Below are 16,884 nucleotides of genomic sequence, written 5' to 3' on the forward strand. Positions count from 1 at the left end.
ATCAGCCGGGTCGTTCGGGTTGTTATCCTGCGAATTTTTTACTTAATTATACAGGTTACCTTCAAGTGGATGGTTACCAAGGGTATGACCAAACTAAAGCTAAGCTTGCTGGCTGCTGGGCACATGCACGGCGTAAGTTTGATGAAGCTGAAAAAGCGCAACCCAAAGGAAAAACGGGCAAAGCAAATTGGGCGTTGAATCATATTCAAAAACTGTATCGAATTGAAACCAGAATCAAAGATAAAACAGCGCCTGAAAAACAAGCCATCCGGAAAAAAGAGTCGGAGCCATTACTTAACCAATATAAAGCTTGGTTGGAAAAATCTTTGCTCAATACCTTACCTAAATCCAAATTAGGGGAAGCGCTCAACTACAGCCTGAATCAATGGGATAAGTTGGTTCAATATGTTGAAGATGGTCATTTGTCTATCGACAATAATCGCGCTGAGCGGGCGATTAAACCCTTTGTCATTGGCCGCAAAAATTGGCTGTTTAGCCAAACAGCTAATGGGGCCAACGCCAGTGCAATGCTCTACAGCATAGTGGAAACGGCAAAGGCCAACGGACTAATACCTTACGATTATATTAGCTATTGTTTAACCCAAATCTGCAAACCGGGTTGCCAAATCGATGATTTACTGCCTTGGAATATCAAAAGCTAGGTGTGGATTGCCGGACGCTTACGAACTAACTTACATTAGCGTAAAGATCAACTTTGTATCAGTCAAAATAAAAAAAGGTGAGCACTCAGCTCACCTTTTCAATTCTCGATGTGTCACAAACTTAATTCTAAGTCACAAACTTTATTAAAACGTTCACAAACTTAATTAAGCATCGACAGTTCGAAAATTAGTCGCGGTATGTCTCAATCGGAGGACATGCACATACTAAATTACGGTCGCCGTATACGTCATCGATACGTGTAACCGTTGGCCAGAACTTGTCTTTAGCTACTGCTGGTACTGGGAATGCAGCGTAAAAACGATCATACGCACGATCCCATTCATTACCTAGCACATCGGCTTGCGTGTGCGGTGAAAATACCAGCGGGTTGTTTTCGATAGACCATTCACCTGAAATGATTTTATCAATTTCACCTTTAATCGATACCATCGCTTCGATAAAGCGGTCAATCTCGCCCTTAGACTCAGATTCTGTTGGTTCAATCATTAATGTGCCCGCTACTGGGAACGACATCGTTGGTGAGTGGAAACCGTAATCTTGTAAGCGCTTAGCAACGTCCATTTCAGTAATGCCTGAGGCTTCTTTTAATGGGCGTAGGTCAATAATACATTCGTGGGCAACGCGATTGTTACGGCCACGGTATAAAATTGGGAAGTGCTTGCTAAGCTCATTGCTTAAGTAGTTAGCATTTACAATCGCCATTTCTGTCGCTTGTTTTAAACCTTCAGAGCCCATCATGGCAATGTAAGCCCATGAAATAGGTAAAATAGCTGCAGAGCCGTAAGGCGCTGCCGATACTGCGCCGTTACCTACGTTAGTACCCGGTACGTTAATTACGCTGTGGTTTGGCATAAATGGCGCAAGGTGCGATTTAACACCAATTGGGCCAACACCTGGGCCACCGCCACCGTGTGGAATACAGAAGGTTTTGTGTAGGTTTAAATGCGACACGTCTGAGCCAATAAAGCCTGGGCTAGTCACACCTACTTGTGCGTTCATGTTTGCGCCATCCATGTAAACTTGGCCACCATGCTGGTGAACAATTTCACACAACTCACGAATAGTTTCTTCGTATACACCGTGTGTAGATGGGTACGTTACCATGGCACATGATAGGTTTTCAGACACCTCAGCGGCTTTGGTTTTTAAGTCTTCCATGTCGATGTTGCCGTGTTTATCACAGTTAACAACTACAATTTTCATGCTCGCCATTTGTGCCGACGCTGGGTTAGTACCGTGCGCAGAACTTGGAATTAAACATACATTACGGTGCGCATCCCCTCGTGACTCGTGGTATTTACGAATGGCGATTAGGCCTGCGTATTCACCTTGTGCACCTGAATTTGGTTGCAGTGAAACCGCGTCGTAACCGGTAATGTTAACTAGCCAATCGTGTAGTTCGTTAATCATTACTTGGTAACCTTCTGCTTGGTCTAGCGGGCAGAATGGGTGAAGGTTTGCAAATTCAGGCCATGTAATTGGGATCATTTCAGCGGTCGCGTTTAGTTTCATGGTACATGAGCCTAACGAGATCATAGAATGATTAAGCGCTAAATCTTTGTTTTCAAGGCGCTTAATATAACGAAGCATGTCTGTTTCGCTGTGGTAACTGTTAAAGTTTGGATGCGTTAGAATTTCATCATCACGCACTAGGCTTGTAGGAATAGAGTCACTGCCATTTGCTTCAACATCCGCGGCAATTGCATCTACGCTTAGGCCGTGGCCTTCGCCTAAAATAATATCAAATAACTCGGCAATGTCTGCACGTGTTGTGGTTTCTGATACTGAAATTGAGTACTCGCCCGCATGGTTAGCAGCAAAGTTAACACCTTTAGCTACAGCACGGGCAATCACGTCGGCTTTGTTTTCATCAACCACTGTTAATGTGTCAAACCAGGTAGTGTGCTTAAGTGCCACACCTTTTGCTTTTAAGCCAGTTGCTAAAATATCAGCAAAACGGTGAATGCGTTGTGCAATGGTTTTTAAGCCTTGCGGGCCATGGTATACCGCGTAAAACGCAGCCATGTTCGCTAGTAATACTTGCGCAGTACAAATGTTTGAATTGGCTTTGTCGCGGCGAATATGTTGCTCGCGGGTTTGCATTGCCATACGTAATGCATCGTTACCTAAACGGTCTTTTGATACACCAATAATACGACCCGGTAATGAACGTTTGTACGCATCACGTGTTGCAAAAAATGCTGCATGAGGACCGCCGTAACCCATAGGTACACCAAAACGTTGTGCTGAACCCAGTACTACGTCGGCGCCTAATTTACCTGGTGCTTTTAATAGTAATAAGCTCATGATATCGGCTGCTACACAGGCAATCGCTTTTTTGCTTTGTACGCCAGCTATTAGGTCTGTTATGTCAACAATTTCGCCTGATGTTGACGGGTATTGGAATAACGCACCAAAAATATCGTGGTTCACAGCATCGGCTGCTTTACCTACAATAATTTCAAAACCAAATTGCTCTGCACGGGTGCTCACTACGTCAATGGTTTGCGTGTGTACGTCGTCGGCAATAAAGAACGCATTGGCTTTTTTAGCTTTAGATACACGTTTTGCAAGGCCCATAGCCTCGGCTGCAGCGGTTGATTCGTCAAGCAGTGAGGCACTTGCTAAATCTAGGCCGGTAATATCTAGGGTCATAGTCTGGAAATTTAATAGTGACTCTAAACGCCCTTGTGCAATCTCTGGCTGATACGGTGTGTACGCTGTGTACCAACCCGGGTTTTCAAGTACGTTACGTAAAATTACGTGCGGTACGTGAGTTGGGTGGTAGCCTTGGCCAATATACGATTTGAAAACTTTATTTTTGCTTGCTACTGATTTTAAGTAGCTTAGTGTTTCAACTTCGGTGCGGCTTTCGCCGATATTAAGACCTTGCTCAAGACGAATACCAGCAGGTACAGTTTGACCGATCAGCTCTTCAACGCTCGATACTTCAAGAGCGCTAAGCATGTCGTTTACTTGCGCTGGGCTTGGCCCAATATGGCGGCGAATAAAATCTTGCTTTTGCTCTAATTGTTCAAGAGATTTGGCGTTTGACATGTGTCCAGATTCCTATGATCCTAAATACTAATGGGTAACTAGTATTGATTAAAATATGTGATGATTTGGCAACTTAATGAGTATGGTAATAAGCTGTAAAATCATAAAAGCCCCAATGTTTTAACATAGAGGGGCTTTTATTAATTAACGATTAGTCTTCGTCAATTGTATGCGCGTAACCTTCAGCGTCTAATAAGTTATCTAACTCAGACTCTTCTGACGCTTTAATACGGAATAACCAACCGTCGCCGTAAGCGTCGTTATTTACTGTTTCTGGAGAATCTTCTAGCTCTTCGTTAATAGCAACAACTTCACCGCTAATTGGTGCGTAAATGTCTGATGCCGCTTTTACTGACTCTGCTACTGCACAGTCTTCGCCAGCATCTACTTCGTCGCCTACTTCTGGTAATTCAACAAATACCATGTCGCCAAGCAGCTCTTGCGCATGCTCAGAAATACCAACAGTGTAAGTGCCGTCGCCTTCGTTACGAACCCACTCGTGTGAAGGTGCGTATTTTAACTCGCTAGGGATATTGCTCATTTTTTTCATCCTTTGGTTTAGATTGGGAGAATACCAATGAATAAGGCTAACTTATTTATTGGTATAACCAAATTATTTAGATTATTGATTTACCGTTACGTACAAAGCCCGACTTAACTACTTTTACGTTAACTAATTTTTTACGCATTTCTACTTGAGCTGTGTCGCCAGTTGAACGTGGTACACGTGCTAATGCAACACTATAGCCCAATGTTGGTGAGAATGTGCCAGATGTAATAACACCTTCGCCACCATCAACAATTACTTTAGAACCACTGCGTAGTACGCCTTTTTCTTCAAGAATAAGACCTACTTGCTTGTGAGTACTTTTTTCTGCACGTTGTTTTACCAAAACATCACGACCAATAAAGTCACGATCTTCTGGCTCCCATGCAATAGTCCATGCCATGTTAGCTGCCAGTGGTGATACGCTTTCGTCCATATCTAGGCCGTAAAGGTTCATACCTGCTTCTAGACGCAGTGTGTCGCGCGCACCTAAGCCCGCTGGCGCCACACCGGCATCAAGCAATTGCTGCCATAAATCGGCGGCTTGCTCGTTTGGTACTACAATTTCGTAACCGTCTTCGCCAGTATAACCTGTTGTAGCAATAAATAAATCACCGGCTTGAACACCAAAAAATGGCTTCATGCCTTCTACTGCAGCTTGCTGGTCTGCGTTTAAAACCTGGGCAGTTTTAGCGCGTGCATTAGGGCCTTGAACCGCAATCATGGCGAATTCTGGGCGCTCAGTAACCGTTACTGCAAAATCGCTCGATACCTTAGCTAAATGTGCTAAATCTTTTTCACGGGTCGCTGAGTTAACCACTAAGCGATAAAATGTTTCGCTAAAGTAGTAAATAATTAAGTCGTCAATTACACCACCTTGCTCGTTAAGCATGCCGGTGTAGAGCGCTTTACCAGGTACTGTTAATTTAGCAACGTCGTTAGCCACAAGCTTGCGTAAAAATGCTTGTGCTTGCTCGCCTTGTATATCAACAATGGTCATGTGCGATACGTCGAACATGCCCGCATCGTTACGTACGGCGTTGTGTTCTTCTATTTGTGAACCGTAGTTAATTGGCATTTCCCAGCCATGAAAATCAACCATTTTTGCGCCGGCTTCAAGGTGCTTTGCATGTAATACTGTTTTAGAAGTCATAATATTCCTTCACTTTTAAATTAACCCATGTGTGTGGGCGTGGCCTCAATTGAATGAGGGGGAATAACATGGTAGCCATTAATACGCCTACCAAATTGTAATCTTTAACAAAAATATGTTTAACGAATTAAACAGCTTAGGTGTTAGTAACACTAAAGCCTTGTTGCTGCATATACTGTTGCCACTTATCAAGCGTAGGCGTTTTAGCAATCACTATAAACTGCTGCTCGTTGTTTTTATCTACCGCGGTAACAAACACTTCGCCACTTTGCGCGCCATAGCAAAGCTGCGCATCAGCAAGGCGTAAGCCAGGGGTTAATTTAAACGCATCAACTAAGGTATCAAAGGCGTTGCTACCGGTTAAGGTAAAGGTTGCTAAATCGGTGCGTACCACAAAGTCGATATCGTACCTAAGCTGTTGCTCGTTAATGAGTGCTTGTAATTGCAAGCTGGCATTTACTGGGAGTACAAATCGAAAGGCGGTTTCGCTAAAGTAGTAAACGGCGTAGCTAAAATCAGAATTTAAATCGCCATCCAATGTGCCTTTAAAGCCAAAGCCACTGGCGGTTAGTTTGGTGAGGTCATGACCTAAAATAGCACTTAAAAATACCGATGCTTCACTGCCGCTAAAATCAATAACAACGTGGCTGTTATTAGCTTGTAAGGCATTAATAACCGCGCTGTTAGCGTTGCTATGGCGGGCAAACATTATCGGGTTAAAAGTCATAACAAATACCTATCTATCTTTAATAGCAAAAGTATATTGCGCAAGGCTTACAACAACAAATTGTAATTACTTATCAATTGATAAATAATACTTATATATATAGCCATATAAATAGTAATTTTAAATATGAAAAACATTTCAACCGACAGTTTACGAACTTTTGTTATGGTGGTTGAGGTTGGTGGATTTGCCAAAGCTGGCGATTTACTTGGCCTTTCGCAACCAGCAGTGAGCTTACAAGTAAAACGTTTAGAAGACTTACTCGGCTATAAATTATTTAAAAAGCAGGGGCAACGCCAAGTACTTAATCAATATGGTGAACTGTTACTGCCTATGGCAAAACAAATGGTGCAACATAACGATGCCATTTTACAGTTATTCACCTCAGAAAGTGTCACTGGTAAAGTGCGCCTGGGGATCCCTAGCGAATTTGCAGCACGTATTTTACCTTCTATTATTGGCGACTTTGTGGCGCTCTACCCTGATGTATCGTTAGAAGTGAAGTCACGTTTGAGTAAACACTTACTTTCGGATGAGCGCCAAGATCAATTTGATTTAGTACTGGCCCTAAATGAGCAGCTTGACTCAGAAAAATTCCCTATTTTTATTCAAGACCAATTAGTGTGGGTTGGCGATCTTTCACTGGCGCAAAATGAAACCGTTACCTTAGTAACAGCACCTGAAGGCTGTATTTATCGCCGCAGAGCAACCCAAGCGCTTGAAAAAGCAGGCATTAAATACCGTATTGTTTACAGCAACGCCGATTTAACCGGTTTAATTGCGGCATTAAAAGAAGGTTTAGGAATTACTGTATTGGCAAGAAGTACGGTGCCGAACGATTTAACCTATCAATTACACACTAAAAATTTACCTGCGCTCGGTAGCATTGGCATTAGTTTAGTTAAAACTGCCCGCGAACCTGAAAACGCCGTGTTTAAACTCGCTGAGTTTATTAAGCTGCGCTTAGGTTACCCCACTGCTTAAATAACTTGAACTCTGAATAATAAATCTATCTCAAGCAGCGTTCAGGTTAAATTAACCGCCACCAGCCAATACATTATCCCTGTTTTTATAAAACAAAAATAAACACCTAGTTAAAAATGTTATAAAAACAGCCTATTTTTACGACAAATGTAAATGATAGTAAAACTTAATAATATTGATTCTCATTCGTTAACATGTTTAAATTACGCCAATTTCAGTAGTTGAACTATTTTTAGGGTAATCAATGTCACATAAATTTTTAGTTTCCTCGTTAACTGCAGCTGTTGCGCTGTCTTTAAGTGCTACAGCAATGGCAAAAGATGCCGGCGGCGTTGAACGCAACTTTGAACAAATTACCGTTATTGGCTCACAAGCAGCAATTAACGATATTCCAGGATCGGCTACATTTATCTCTGATGAAGAATTGCAAAAATTCGAATTTACCGATATTTCTCGCGTATTAGCATCAGTACCAGGTGTATACGTTCAAGAAGAAGATGGCTATGGTCTGCGTCCTAACATTGGTATGCGTGGTACAGGCACTGGCCGTAACGATAAAATTTCAGTAATGGAAGACGGCGTACTCGTTGCACCGGCTCCTTATTCTGCACCATCGGCTTATTACTTCCCAACTATGGGTCGTATGGAGTCTATTGAAGTATTAAAAGGTGCTGCCTCAGTTAAATATGGCCCGCGCACTACCGGTGGTGTATTAAATTTACTTTCTCGCAGCCTGCCAACTGAGCCAAATAGCTCAACAGGCATGCTAGATGCAGCACTTGGTAGCGATGGTTACTATAAAGGTCACGCTTACTTCGCTAAAGAAAAAAATAACACAGCGGGCTTAATTGAAGTGTTTTCTTACGGCGCTGATGGTTTTAAAGAATTACCAGTAGGCGATGACAACACTGGTTTTGAAAAAAATGACGTACTGGTAAAGTTTGGCCATACCTTTGGTGAAAACGATGCCCACAACATTGAGTTTAAAGCTAAGTACTCTGAAGAAACATCAGACGAAACGTACATGGGCTTAACTAACGCCGATTACCAAGAAAATCCTAACCGTCGTTATGCGGCATCGCAAAACGATGAGATGAACACTCGTCACAATGCATACCAAGTAAACTATGCATATCGCTTTGGTGAAGGTTACGAATTTTTAGCAACCGCTTATCTAAATGACTTCCACCGTAACTGGTACAAAGCCAGTAAAGTAAGCGAAAGCTACCTTGAGCAATACAGTGAATTTGAAGCAAACCCAACGGCTGAAGGCATCGAAAACATAGGTGTTAAAGCCAATAACCGCGACTACCAAGCCAAAGGCGTGCAGTCTGAATTACACATTCCAGCGGGCGATCACTACATTACGGTTGGCGTACGTTACCACGAAGATGAAATGGATCGTTTCCAGTGGGAAGACAAATATACGCTTAATCAAGATTTAAGCATGACTCTTACTTCGCAAGGCGCACCTGGCTCTAATAGCAATCGCTTAGACAGCGCAAAAGCAAGCACCCTATTTATTCAAGACGAATGGACAATGGATGCATTAGTAGTGAGTGCAGGTCTGCGTTATGAAGACATTACTATTACCCGTGAAGAGTGGGCTAAGTCAGATCCAACCCGTAGCCTAGGCTTAACAAAAGATATCTCTAACGATACTGAAATTTTAGTACCGTCTTTAGGTGCTACTTACACACTTAACGACAACGTGACGTTACTTGCCGGTATTCAAAAAGGTTACGCCCCTGCAGCACCGGGTAATGCCGACCAAGACGAAGAAGAAAGCGTCAATATTGAATTTGGTTCTCGTTTTAATGCAAGCGGCTTTAACGGTGAAGTGATTGCGTTCTTCTCAGATTACGACAATATGCATGGTAACTGTACTGCTGCGGTAGGTTGTAGCGATGACAACATTGGCGACCAATACAACTACGGTGAAGTAGAAGTATCAGGCTTTGAATTTAGCGCTGGTCGTACGTTTAATACTGCATCGGTTGCGTTCCCAGTTAAACTGACTTACACCTACACTGATTCAGAGTTTAAAAACACATTTGATTCAGAAATTTGGGGCTCTGTAGAAAAAGGCGATGCAATGCCTTACGTACCAGAAAACCAAGTTGCTTTATCATTTGGTGCCGAAGTGAATAACTTTGTTGTTAATAGCCAAATACGTTACGTATCGGATGCACATGCTGACCTTTCTGACTCAGGCTTAAATGCGATTGATAGCCGTGTTGTATGGGATTTAGCTGCTAAGTACTTAATTGATGAAAATCAAAAAGTATACCTAAGCGTTGATAACCTGTTTGATAAAACCTACATTGCTAACCGCGCAAATGGCGGTATTCAACCTGGTAAGCCACGCTCAGTACAAATGGGTTACTCTTACAGCTTTTAATAAAGCGCTAACTTAAAAGTACAAAAAAGCCGAGATTGATGTAATCAATCTCGGCTTTTTAATGCCTATGTAATTAATAGGCTTAATTTGTTTCTGCGCGCTGGCGTAACACTTCAAATAAGCAAATGCCGGTTGCTACCGATACATTTAAACTTGAAACCGTGCCTGCCATTGGGATTTTAACGAGCACATCACAATGCTCACGCGTTAAGCGGCGCATGCCCTCACCTTCAGCACCCATCACAATCGCCATTGGGCCTGTTAAGCTGGCATCAAATACATGTGTGTCGGTTTCACCGGCAGTACCTACAACCCAAACGCCCGCGTCTTTTATTTCACGTAATGTACGTGCAAGGTTAGTTACCTGAATAAGCGGTACCGTTTCTGCTGCACCACAGGCCACTTTACGTGCTGTGCCATTAAGCTTTGCTGACTTGTCTTTAGGAACTATCACCGCATGCACACCCGCTGCATCGGCGCTACGTAAGCAAGCACCTAAATTATGCGGATCGGTAATGCCATCAAGTACCAGTAAAAATGGCGTGTCTTCACGTTCAATGATCTCATCGAGATCTTTCTCATTAAACACTCGCGCCGCTTTTACGTTGGCGATAATACCTTGATGCTGTTCATCTTTCGCTTTGTTATCAAGCGCTTTTCGTTGCATAAACTGTACTGAAATACCAAACTGACGCGCTTGCTCAATCACAGGCGATAGACGCTTATCATCACGTCCCTTAAGGGCGTATATTTCTATAAAGCGCTCTGGCTCTTTTGCTAAAATTGCTTCAACAGAGTGAAAGCCAAAAATTAATTCATTACTCACGAATTGTTTGCTCCTGGGCTACTACGTTTACGGGCATTTTTACCTGGTCTTTTAGGCTTTTTGACCGCTTTCTTTTTGGTTTTTTTCTTCGCGGTGGTGTCATCCGCTGTTACTTTAGATTTACCCGCTGCTTTAGTTTTACTTGCAGGCTTTTTTCCACCTTTTGGTTTTTTACTGTCGCTTGCTGACTTTTTACCCGGTATTTTACCGGCTTTAAGTTGCGAGCGAACGCTTGCTGGGGCATTCTTTTTTGGCGCACGACGACGCGCATAACGATCTTGAGCCACATCGCCTTTAAGCGTTAAGTTAATTCGGCGATCATCTAAGCTTACCGAGGCAACTTGTACAGTTACTTTATCGCCTAAACGATAAACCGTATGTGTGTGTTCACCCACCAAGCAATGTTTAGCCGCATCATGTTGGAAGTATTCATCACCTAAATTGGTAACATGAATTAATCCATCAATTTGCAAATCATCTAAACGAATAAATAAACCAAAATTAGTAACCGATGAAATAACCCCGTTAAACTCCGTGCCTACATGATCTTGCATGTATTCACATTTTAGCCAATCAGCTACTTCACGGGTGGCATCGTCTGCACGGCGCTCAGTGGTAGAACACTGCTCACCAAGTTGATCGACTTCATCATCGCTGTAAGCGTATTCACCTGAGGTTTGTTGACCTTGCGCTTTTAATACCGCTTTAATTGCACGGTGTACCACTAAATCTGGGTAACGGCGAATTGGCGAGGTAAAGTGTGCGTAGGCCGATAATGCTAAACCAAAGTGACCTATGTTATCTGGCTGATATACCGCTTGCTTCATTGAGCGCAGTAGCATAGTTTGAATAAGCTCAGCTTCAGGACGGTCCCCTAAGCGAGCCAACACATGAGTGATTTCTTTCGGGGTAGGTTCATCGCTTAGCGTGCTCTCAATACCCAACTCAGTTAAAAACTGAGTAAAGTTACCCAGTTTTTCGCTATCAGGTTCATCATGCACCCTAAATAACGCACTTGCTTCGTGTTTCTCAAGTAATTTAGCCGCCGATACATTGGCTAAAATCATACATTCTTCAATCAGCTTGTGCGCATCGTTACGAATAACTGGCACAATAGATTCTATTTTACGCTGTGCGTTAAATACAAAACGGGTTTCGAGTGTTTCAAATTCAATTGCACCACGCTCTTGGCGTGCTGCTTTTAATGCCATGTACATTTGCTGTAAGTCAGTTAAATGTGGCACTACAGCTGCGTATTCTTTACGGAGCTTTTCGTCATTTTGTAAAATGGCATTTACTTTGGTGTAGGTTAAACGAGCATGCGAATTCATTAGTGCTTCGTAAAACTTATAGCCCGACAGCTTACCCTCTTGCGATACGGTCATTTCTGCAACCATACACAAGCGATCAACCTCAGGGTTAAGCGAGCACAAACCGTTAGACAATACTTTTGGCAGCATTGGAATAACTTGCTCAGGGAAATACACTGAGTTACCGCGCTCTATCGCTTCTTTATTAAGCGGCGTGTTCATACCTACATAATGGGATACATCGGCAATGGCTACCCATAAACGCCAGCCACCTGATTTTTTAGGCTCACAATAAACAGCGTCATCAAAGTCGCGAGCGTCTTCGCCATCTATGGTCACAAGCGGTAAGCCGCGTAAATCAACACGGCCTTGCTTATCGGCTTCTTCAACAAATTCACCTAAGTGGGCAACTTGCTGTTCAACCTCTTCTGGCCACACATGCGGAATATCGTGATTACGCAGCGCAACTTTAATTTCCATACCCGGCGCTAAATGCTCGCCCAGTACATCAATCACTTTACCTACCGCATTCATATTGCGGCTTGGATTTTGAGTTATTTGCACTTGCACCATTTGGTTGTGGCGTGCGCCTTTTTCGTTACCCGGTAAAATAATAATATCTTGGGTAATGCGCGGATCTTCAGCTACAACAACAGCAATACCATGCTCAACAAAATAGCGGCCAACAATAGGCGCCCGCTCATTAGTAAGCACTTTAATAATACGGGCATCGCATTTTGAGCCTGAACCACGTTTAGTGCCTTTCGCAAGAACGATGTCACCGTGTAGCACCATATTCATTTGATGCTTGGCAATAAACCAGTCTTTGCTCTCGCCTTCAACTTCTAAAAAGCCAAAACCGTCTCTGTGACCGACAACTTTGCCTTTGGTTAAACCGGCTTCGTCAATCAGGGCATAACATTTAAATTTATTAAAATACAATTGCCCGTCGCGCTCCATGGCGCGAAGTCGGCGCTTAAATGCTATTTGTCGTTCTTCATCGTTGACCGCGAGTTCTTCGCATAGTTGCGTGTAATTAGCAGGTTTTGAACGCTCTTGAAGGTGAGTAAGTATAAACTCACGACTAGGGACTGGGTTTTCGTACTTTTCTTGTTCTCGACTGAGATTTGGATCTTGGTTTGACATTCACTATCTTGTTAGTTGGTTATGTAAGCATTTTAACTCATATACTCGAAATGAGACAGGTAAAAGCCATTAAACTTTTAATAAAGCGTTATTAGCTTTTGCATTTTGTAGCAATGTAGCTAAATAACACTTAACACCTACTTAATTAATGCACATGAAAGTGAGTAAATTAACTGTAGTTATGCTTACTCACTTTTATAAAAACAGCTTACTTTTGCTGTAGTTTCTTCCACAATAGCGTGCTGATGTTTTCAATAAAAGCCGAGTCTTGTGCAGCCATAACATCGAGTATTGGTTTGTTCATTTGGGTTTTGTTTTGAGCGTATATCCAACGATTTTTATTAAAGCTTTGCGCAAACTCTAACACACCCGCTTGCAAGGCTTGCTCATCAGCAAAAATCGCTTCTACCACATTTTGTTGTAGCAGTTTATGCGCATCAACACGCTCGCCAGTCATAGCTAAGCGGTTAAAAAATTGCGGATTAATCGCTTTATTAATAATCGGAAACATAGACGGTACAAACGGTACCAGTACATCAACTTCGGGGAAACAAAAGAAGCCTTTGTCAGATTTCATAAACCGAAAATCACAGGCACATGCCAACACCGAGCCATTACCATAAGTGTGACCGTTTAATGCAGCAATGATAGGCATAGGAAACGTCACTATACGTTTAAATAACTGCCCTATCGAATTCATAAAATCGGCAATAACTGCAGGCGTGTTATCTGAACTTGCCATCCACTGTAAATCAATTCCCAATGACCAGCTTTTATCGCTACTTGAGGTTAGCAACACCGCTTTAATATGCTCGTTAGCCTCAATCGTATCTAGGTGTTGATTAAACTCGTTTATAAAGGTTGGATTATGGCGGTTTTCTGCTGTATTCATAGTAAGGATAGCCGTGCTTCCTTGCGTGGTAATTTCTATTAATGCGGTCATTCGAGCCTCTTTTAGTGCATTTAGCTGCGCTTTTAGCACTTTTTATTACTTTTATAATTATAAATAGAATAGTAACGCGTAGTTTTGATTTTACAATCGCTATTACACTTAAAAAATTAATCCCCTAAATAATTGCATGTTAATTATTAAGCCTTTTAAAAATTTCATCTTCTGAGTGTAAAAGCAATGCTAATATAGCCAAAAAAAGTGACAAGGAAATCTCGTGCAGTCCCAACAACAAAGCTTAATTTACTTACACATTGCCGTCCTTTTATTTGGCGGCACCGCCTTATTCGCAAAGCTAATTGGTTTGAATGCATTAGATATTACCGCTTATCGCGCGGCTATCGCTGGGATGGCAATTTGTGTGCTACTGACTTTGCAAAAAAAACCAATTAAGCTGCATCACGCCAAAGATTATGTGATTGCCATTTTATTAGGCGTTGCCGTAGGTATTCACTGGGTAACCTACTTTGCAGGCATGCAATTGGCGGGAATTACCGTGGGCATGTTAGCCTTTTTTACCTATCCCGTGATCACGGTATTTTTAGAACCCCTATTTAATAAAAGTAAGCCCAAAGCAAAAGATATAATAAGCGCTATAGTGGTGATTATTGGCATTTATTTATTGATCCCTAACGTTAATTTAGGCGATGACATCACTTTAGGCGTTGTGACGGGGGTGGTATCAGCATTGTTTTTTGCTATTCGTAATATTACCCATAAACGCTACTTTAGCGAGTATGGTGGACCGCAAACCATGTTTTACCAAACCTTAGTGGCAAGCCTGATGCTGTGTGCTTTTATTGAAGTGCCCATAACAGAAATTAATGATACTGATTTAATATTGCTGCTTATTGCCGGTGTGGTGTTTACTGCGATGCCGCATTCGTTATTTGCAGCGAGTTTAAAACATTTATCAGCAGCAACCGCTGGATTGATTTCTTGCTTACAGCCCCTTTATGGCACAATACTGGCTATAATTATTCTGCACGAACGCCCCTCAGTGATGACCCTGATTGGTGGCGCACTGATTGTTAGTGCTGCGTGCTTTGAAACTTGGTCAATTTCACGGAAAAAGCAGCCATGAAAATATTTGCACATAGAGGCGCAAGCACACACTTCCCCGAAAATACGCAAAGCGCCATTATAGCGGCGTTAAAAGCGAATGTAGATGGCATTGAGGTTGATGTACAAAGCGCGCTTGATGATTACGTTATTATTCATGATACCTACCTCGATAGAACCACTAATGGCAAAGGCAAAGTGTGCGACTTTAGTGCCCAGCAAATTAAACAGTTTGATGCAGGAAATGGCGAACAAGTCCCTACTTTGCAGCAATTAATAGACTGGAATAATAACCAAACCTTACTCAATTTAGAGCTAAAGCATACCTTTGAACTTGAAAAGTTTGCAACCGTGCTTGAAAGTAACATTGCGAACAAAAAAATAACCGCTGACAATATTTTAGTTTCATCATTTAATCATCATCAACTACACTGGCTAAAGAGCCGTTTACCGTGGCTTAAAATTGGCGCACTTACTGCATCAATTCCATTGCAGTATGCAAAGTTTGCACAAGACTTACAGGCCTTTAGCATTCATATTGACAAAAACTTTATGAACAAACCGTTTGTAGACGATGCCAAAATGCGCGGTTTACAAGTATTTGCTTACACCGTAGATGAAGTCGAAGATATTAAACTGATGCTTGCCTGTGGTGTTGATGGTATTTTTACTAACGACCCTGAACGAACTAAGCATTATTTAGCGCAATTAAATGAACTATAACTAATTATTTAATTGCCATTTATGCTATAAAAACAATAATTTAGTAGGTCACTATTTAATGAGTAGCTACATGCGTATTTATAATTTTTTAGAACAAACTCTTTTTTTTACTTTAACCCGAAAAATAGTGGGGAATTTAAGTTTTGTATTTTTATTTCAAGCTCTTACATTATTTTGGTTACACAGTAGTTTAACCGAAAACCAACAAAGCACTGGCTTATTTTGGGCACTTGCGCTACTTATTATTGCAGGCTTTATTTTTACTATTTTTTATATGCGCTTTTTAATTGTGCGCCCGGTAAAAGCAATGCGCGATACGCTCATTAATATTAATCAACAAGATGCGAATTTAGCAGCCAAATTACCCCATTTCACGTTTGATGAATTTAGAGACTTAAGTGAGCAATACAATCAATTTACTACCCATTTAAATAGTTTATTAAGCACTACCTATACCAGCGCCCAAGAGAGTGTGCAGAGTAACAGCCAAGTAACGCAATCAATGCAACACACTGAACAATTGAGTGAGCAGCAAATTAATTTAAGCCACACCATTATTAATGCCAGTAATCAAATTACCCAAAGCCTGCAGGCTATAGTAAGCAACACTGATAGCGTACATCAGGTCAATAATGAACACCTTAATTTTGTAAAGCTCTCTGCTGGTGAGCTATCAAAACTAGTTGAGCAGGTAAGGCTTATTAATGAAATGCTGGGTAGTTTTTCTAAAACGATTGCGGGCTTGAAAGAGAACAGCGAAAACATTCGCAGTATTTTAAAAATGGTTGAAGAGTTTTCGGATCAAACTAACTTATTAGCACTAAATGCAGCCATAGAAGCGGCACGCGCTGGTGAAGCGGGGCGAGGTTTTGCCGTGGTTGCCGATGAAGTTCGCACCCTATCGGTTAAAGTAAGTGATGCAACCCGCCAAATTAGTGATTTTATTACCCAAATGAATGAGCTGGTTAATGAAACCAATAAAGAGTCAGAGCAGTTAATTAGTCACTCTAATAACGCACAAGCTGCAATCAACGATACCTCAGAAGGTTTTGGAAAAATGCTCAATGAATTTGAGCATAATCAGCAGCAATTACAGCAAATAGCTAACGCAGTTCATTTACTTGAAGATACACAAAATCAAACGCATGAATCGGTTGAACAAATTGTGGCGCTTGGCGAACAAGCAAAGCAACAAATAGACACCGCATTGCATGACTCTGAGCAATCACAAAAACTAAGTCAACAAACCCAACAACAGTTAAAGCGTTTTGTAGACTAGGGCTGACTAGTTTTACCCAAGCCGCGATTATGCTAA

At 41.8% G+C, this 16,884-nt stretch carries 13 protein-coding genes; 6 read left to right on the forward strand and 7 right to left on the reverse strand.

What is annotated here, in order from left to right:
- A partial coding sequence (gene tnpC, locus AAEY57_RS05785; RefSeq protein ID WP_350606863.1) for an IS66 family transposase occupies positions 1-662 on the forward strand: 662 nt, incomplete at its 5' end.
- 187 nt (positions 663-849) lie between these two features.
- Here tnpC and gcvP read toward each other — a convergent pair.
- The 4 genes from gcvP to AAEY57_RS05805 form a co-directional block, all read right to left on the reverse strand.
- Entirely contained in the window at positions 850-3,741 is a 2,892-nt protein-coding gene (gene gcvP, locus AAEY57_RS05790; RefSeq protein ID WP_350606866.1) for an aminomethyl-transferring glycine dehydrogenase, read from the reverse strand.
- 151 nt (positions 3,742-3,892) lie between these two features.
- On the reverse strand, positions 3,893-4,282 hold the full coding sequence (gene gcvH / locus AAEY57_RS05795; RefSeq protein ID WP_350606868.1) for a glycine cleavage system protein GcvH: 390 nt from the start codon (positions 4,280-4,282) through the stop codon (positions 3,893-3,895).
- A gap of 76 nt (positions 4,283-4,358) precedes the next feature.
- A complete protein-coding gene (gene gcvT / locus AAEY57_RS05800; protein ID WP_013464090.1) occupies positions 4,359-5,441 on the reverse strand; it encodes a glycine cleavage system aminomethyltransferase GcvT in 1,083 nt (360 codons plus the stop codon).
- 136 nt (positions 5,442-5,577) lie between these two features.
- Positions 5,578-6,168, reverse strand: a complete 591-nt coding sequence (locus AAEY57_RS05805) for a hypothetical protein (RefSeq protein ID WP_069440118.1) — start codon at positions 6,166-6,168, stop codon at positions 5,578-5,580.
- 126 nt (positions 6,169-6,294) lie between these two features.
- Between AAEY57_RS05805 and AAEY57_RS05810 the strand changes: the two genes are divergently transcribed.
- A complete protein-coding gene (locus tag AAEY57_RS05810) occupies positions 6,295-7,152 on the forward strand; it encodes a LysR family transcriptional regulator (protein WP_013464088.1) in 858 nt (285 codons plus the stop codon).
- Positions 7,153-7,396: 244 nt separating this feature from the next.
- Complete coding sequence (locus tag AAEY57_RS05815; protein ID WP_350606872.1) at positions 7,397-9,553, forward strand: TonB-dependent receptor family protein; 2,157 nt, start codon at positions 7,397-7,399, stop codon at positions 9,551-9,553.
- An 82-nt stretch (positions 9,554-9,635) separates the two neighbouring features.
- Here AAEY57_RS05815 and rlmB read toward each other — a convergent pair whose 3' ends face one another.
- From rlmB to AAEY57_RS05830, 3 genes are all read right to left on the reverse strand, one after another.
- Entirely contained in the window at positions 9,636-10,379 is a 744-nt protein-coding gene (gene rlmB, locus AAEY57_RS05820) for a 23S rRNA (guanosine(2251)-2'-O)-methyltransferase RlmB (protein WP_008112440.1), read from the reverse strand.
- Positions 10,376-12,835: a ribonuclease R gene (gene rnr, locus AAEY57_RS05825; RefSeq protein ID WP_350606876.1), complete on the reverse strand. Its 2,460-nt coding sequence runs from the start codon at positions 12,833-12,835 to the stop codon at positions 10,376-10,378. The genes rlmB and rnr overlap by 4 nt, the downstream gene beginning before the upstream one ends.
- Before the next feature lie 208 nt (positions 12,836-13,043).
- The gene (locus AAEY57_RS05830) at positions 13,044-13,778 is read right to left on the reverse strand and encodes an enoyl-CoA hydratase/isomerase family protein (protein WP_350606879.1); all 735 of its coding nucleotides are present in this window, start codon (positions 13,776-13,778) and stop codon (positions 13,044-13,046) included.
- 223 nt (positions 13,779-14,001) lie between these two features.
- Here AAEY57_RS05830 and AAEY57_RS05835 point away from each other — a divergent pair, with 223 nt between their 5' ends.
- Genes AAEY57_RS05835 through AAEY57_RS05845 form a run of 3 tightly spaced genes read left to right on the forward strand, consistent with a single transcriptional unit; the run spans position 14,002 to position 16,848 of the window.
- Positions 14,002-14,868 carry a DMT family transporter gene (locus AAEY57_RS05835; RefSeq protein WP_193050307.1) on the forward strand — a complete coding sequence of 289 codons (867 nt, stop codon included), beginning with the start codon at positions 14,002-14,004 and terminating at the stop codon, positions 14,866-14,868.
- Complete coding sequence (locus AAEY57_RS05840) at positions 14,865-15,569, forward strand: glycerophosphodiester phosphodiesterase (protein WP_350606882.1); 705 nt, start codon at positions 14,865-14,867, stop codon at positions 15,567-15,569. Before AAEY57_RS05835 ends, AAEY57_RS05840 begins: the two co-directional genes overlap by 4 nt.
- Positions 15,570-15,627: 58 nt before the next feature.
- Positions 15,628-16,848, forward strand: coding sequence for a methyl-accepting chemotaxis protein (locus AAEY57_RS05845; protein ID WP_350606884.1), 1,221 nt, complete (start codon positions 15,628-15,630; stop codon positions 16,846-16,848).
- Positions 16,849-16,884 lie beyond the last annotated feature (36 nt).

The sequence above is a fragment of the Pseudoalteromonas sp. MER144-MNA-CIBAN-0113 genome (assembly GCF_040308965.1).
Taxonomy (GTDB): Bacteria; Pseudomonadota; Gammaproteobacteria; order Enterobacterales; family Alteromonadaceae; genus Pseudoalteromonas; species Pseudoalteromonas tetraodonis.

Bases quoted from the DNA above. Each gene is read 5' to 3' on its own strand.
- gcvP (WP_350606866.1), bottom strand. From the start codon at position 3,741: ATGTCAAACGCCAAATCTCTTGAACAATTAGAGCAAAAGCAAGATTTT.
- gcvH (WP_350606868.1), bottom strand. From the start codon at position 4,282: ATGAGCAATATCCCTAGCGAGTTAAAATACGCACCTTCACACGAGTGG.
- gcvT (WP_013464090.1), bottom strand. From the start codon at position 5,441: ATGACTTCTAAAACAGTATTACATGCAAAGCACCTTGAAGCCGGCGCA.
- AAEY57_RS05805 (WP_069440118.1), bottom strand. From the start codon at position 6,168: ATGACTTTTAACCCGATAATGTTTGCCCGCCATAGCAACGCTAACAGC.
- AAEY57_RS05810 (WP_013464088.1), top strand. From the start codon at position 6,295: ATGAAAAACATTTCAACCGACAGTTTACGAACTTTTGTTATGGTGGTT.
- AAEY57_RS05815 (WP_350606872.1), top strand. From the start codon at position 7,397: ATGTCACATAAATTTTTAGTTTCCTCGTTAACTGCAGCTGTTGCGCTG.
- rnr (WP_350606876.1), bottom strand. From the start codon at position 12,835: ATGTCAAACCAAGATCCAAATCTCAGTCGAGAACAAGAAAAGTACGAA.
- AAEY57_RS05830 (WP_350606879.1), bottom strand. From the start codon at position 13,778: ATGACCGCATTAATAGAAATTACCACGCAAGGAAGCACGGCTATCCTT.
- AAEY57_RS05840 (WP_350606882.1), top strand. From the start codon at position 14,865: ATGAAAATATTTGCACATAGAGGCGCAAGCACACACTTCCCCGAAAAT.
- AAEY57_RS05845 (WP_350606884.1), top strand. From the start codon at position 15,628: ATGAGTAGCTACATGCGTATTTATAATTTTTTAGAACAAACTCTTTTT.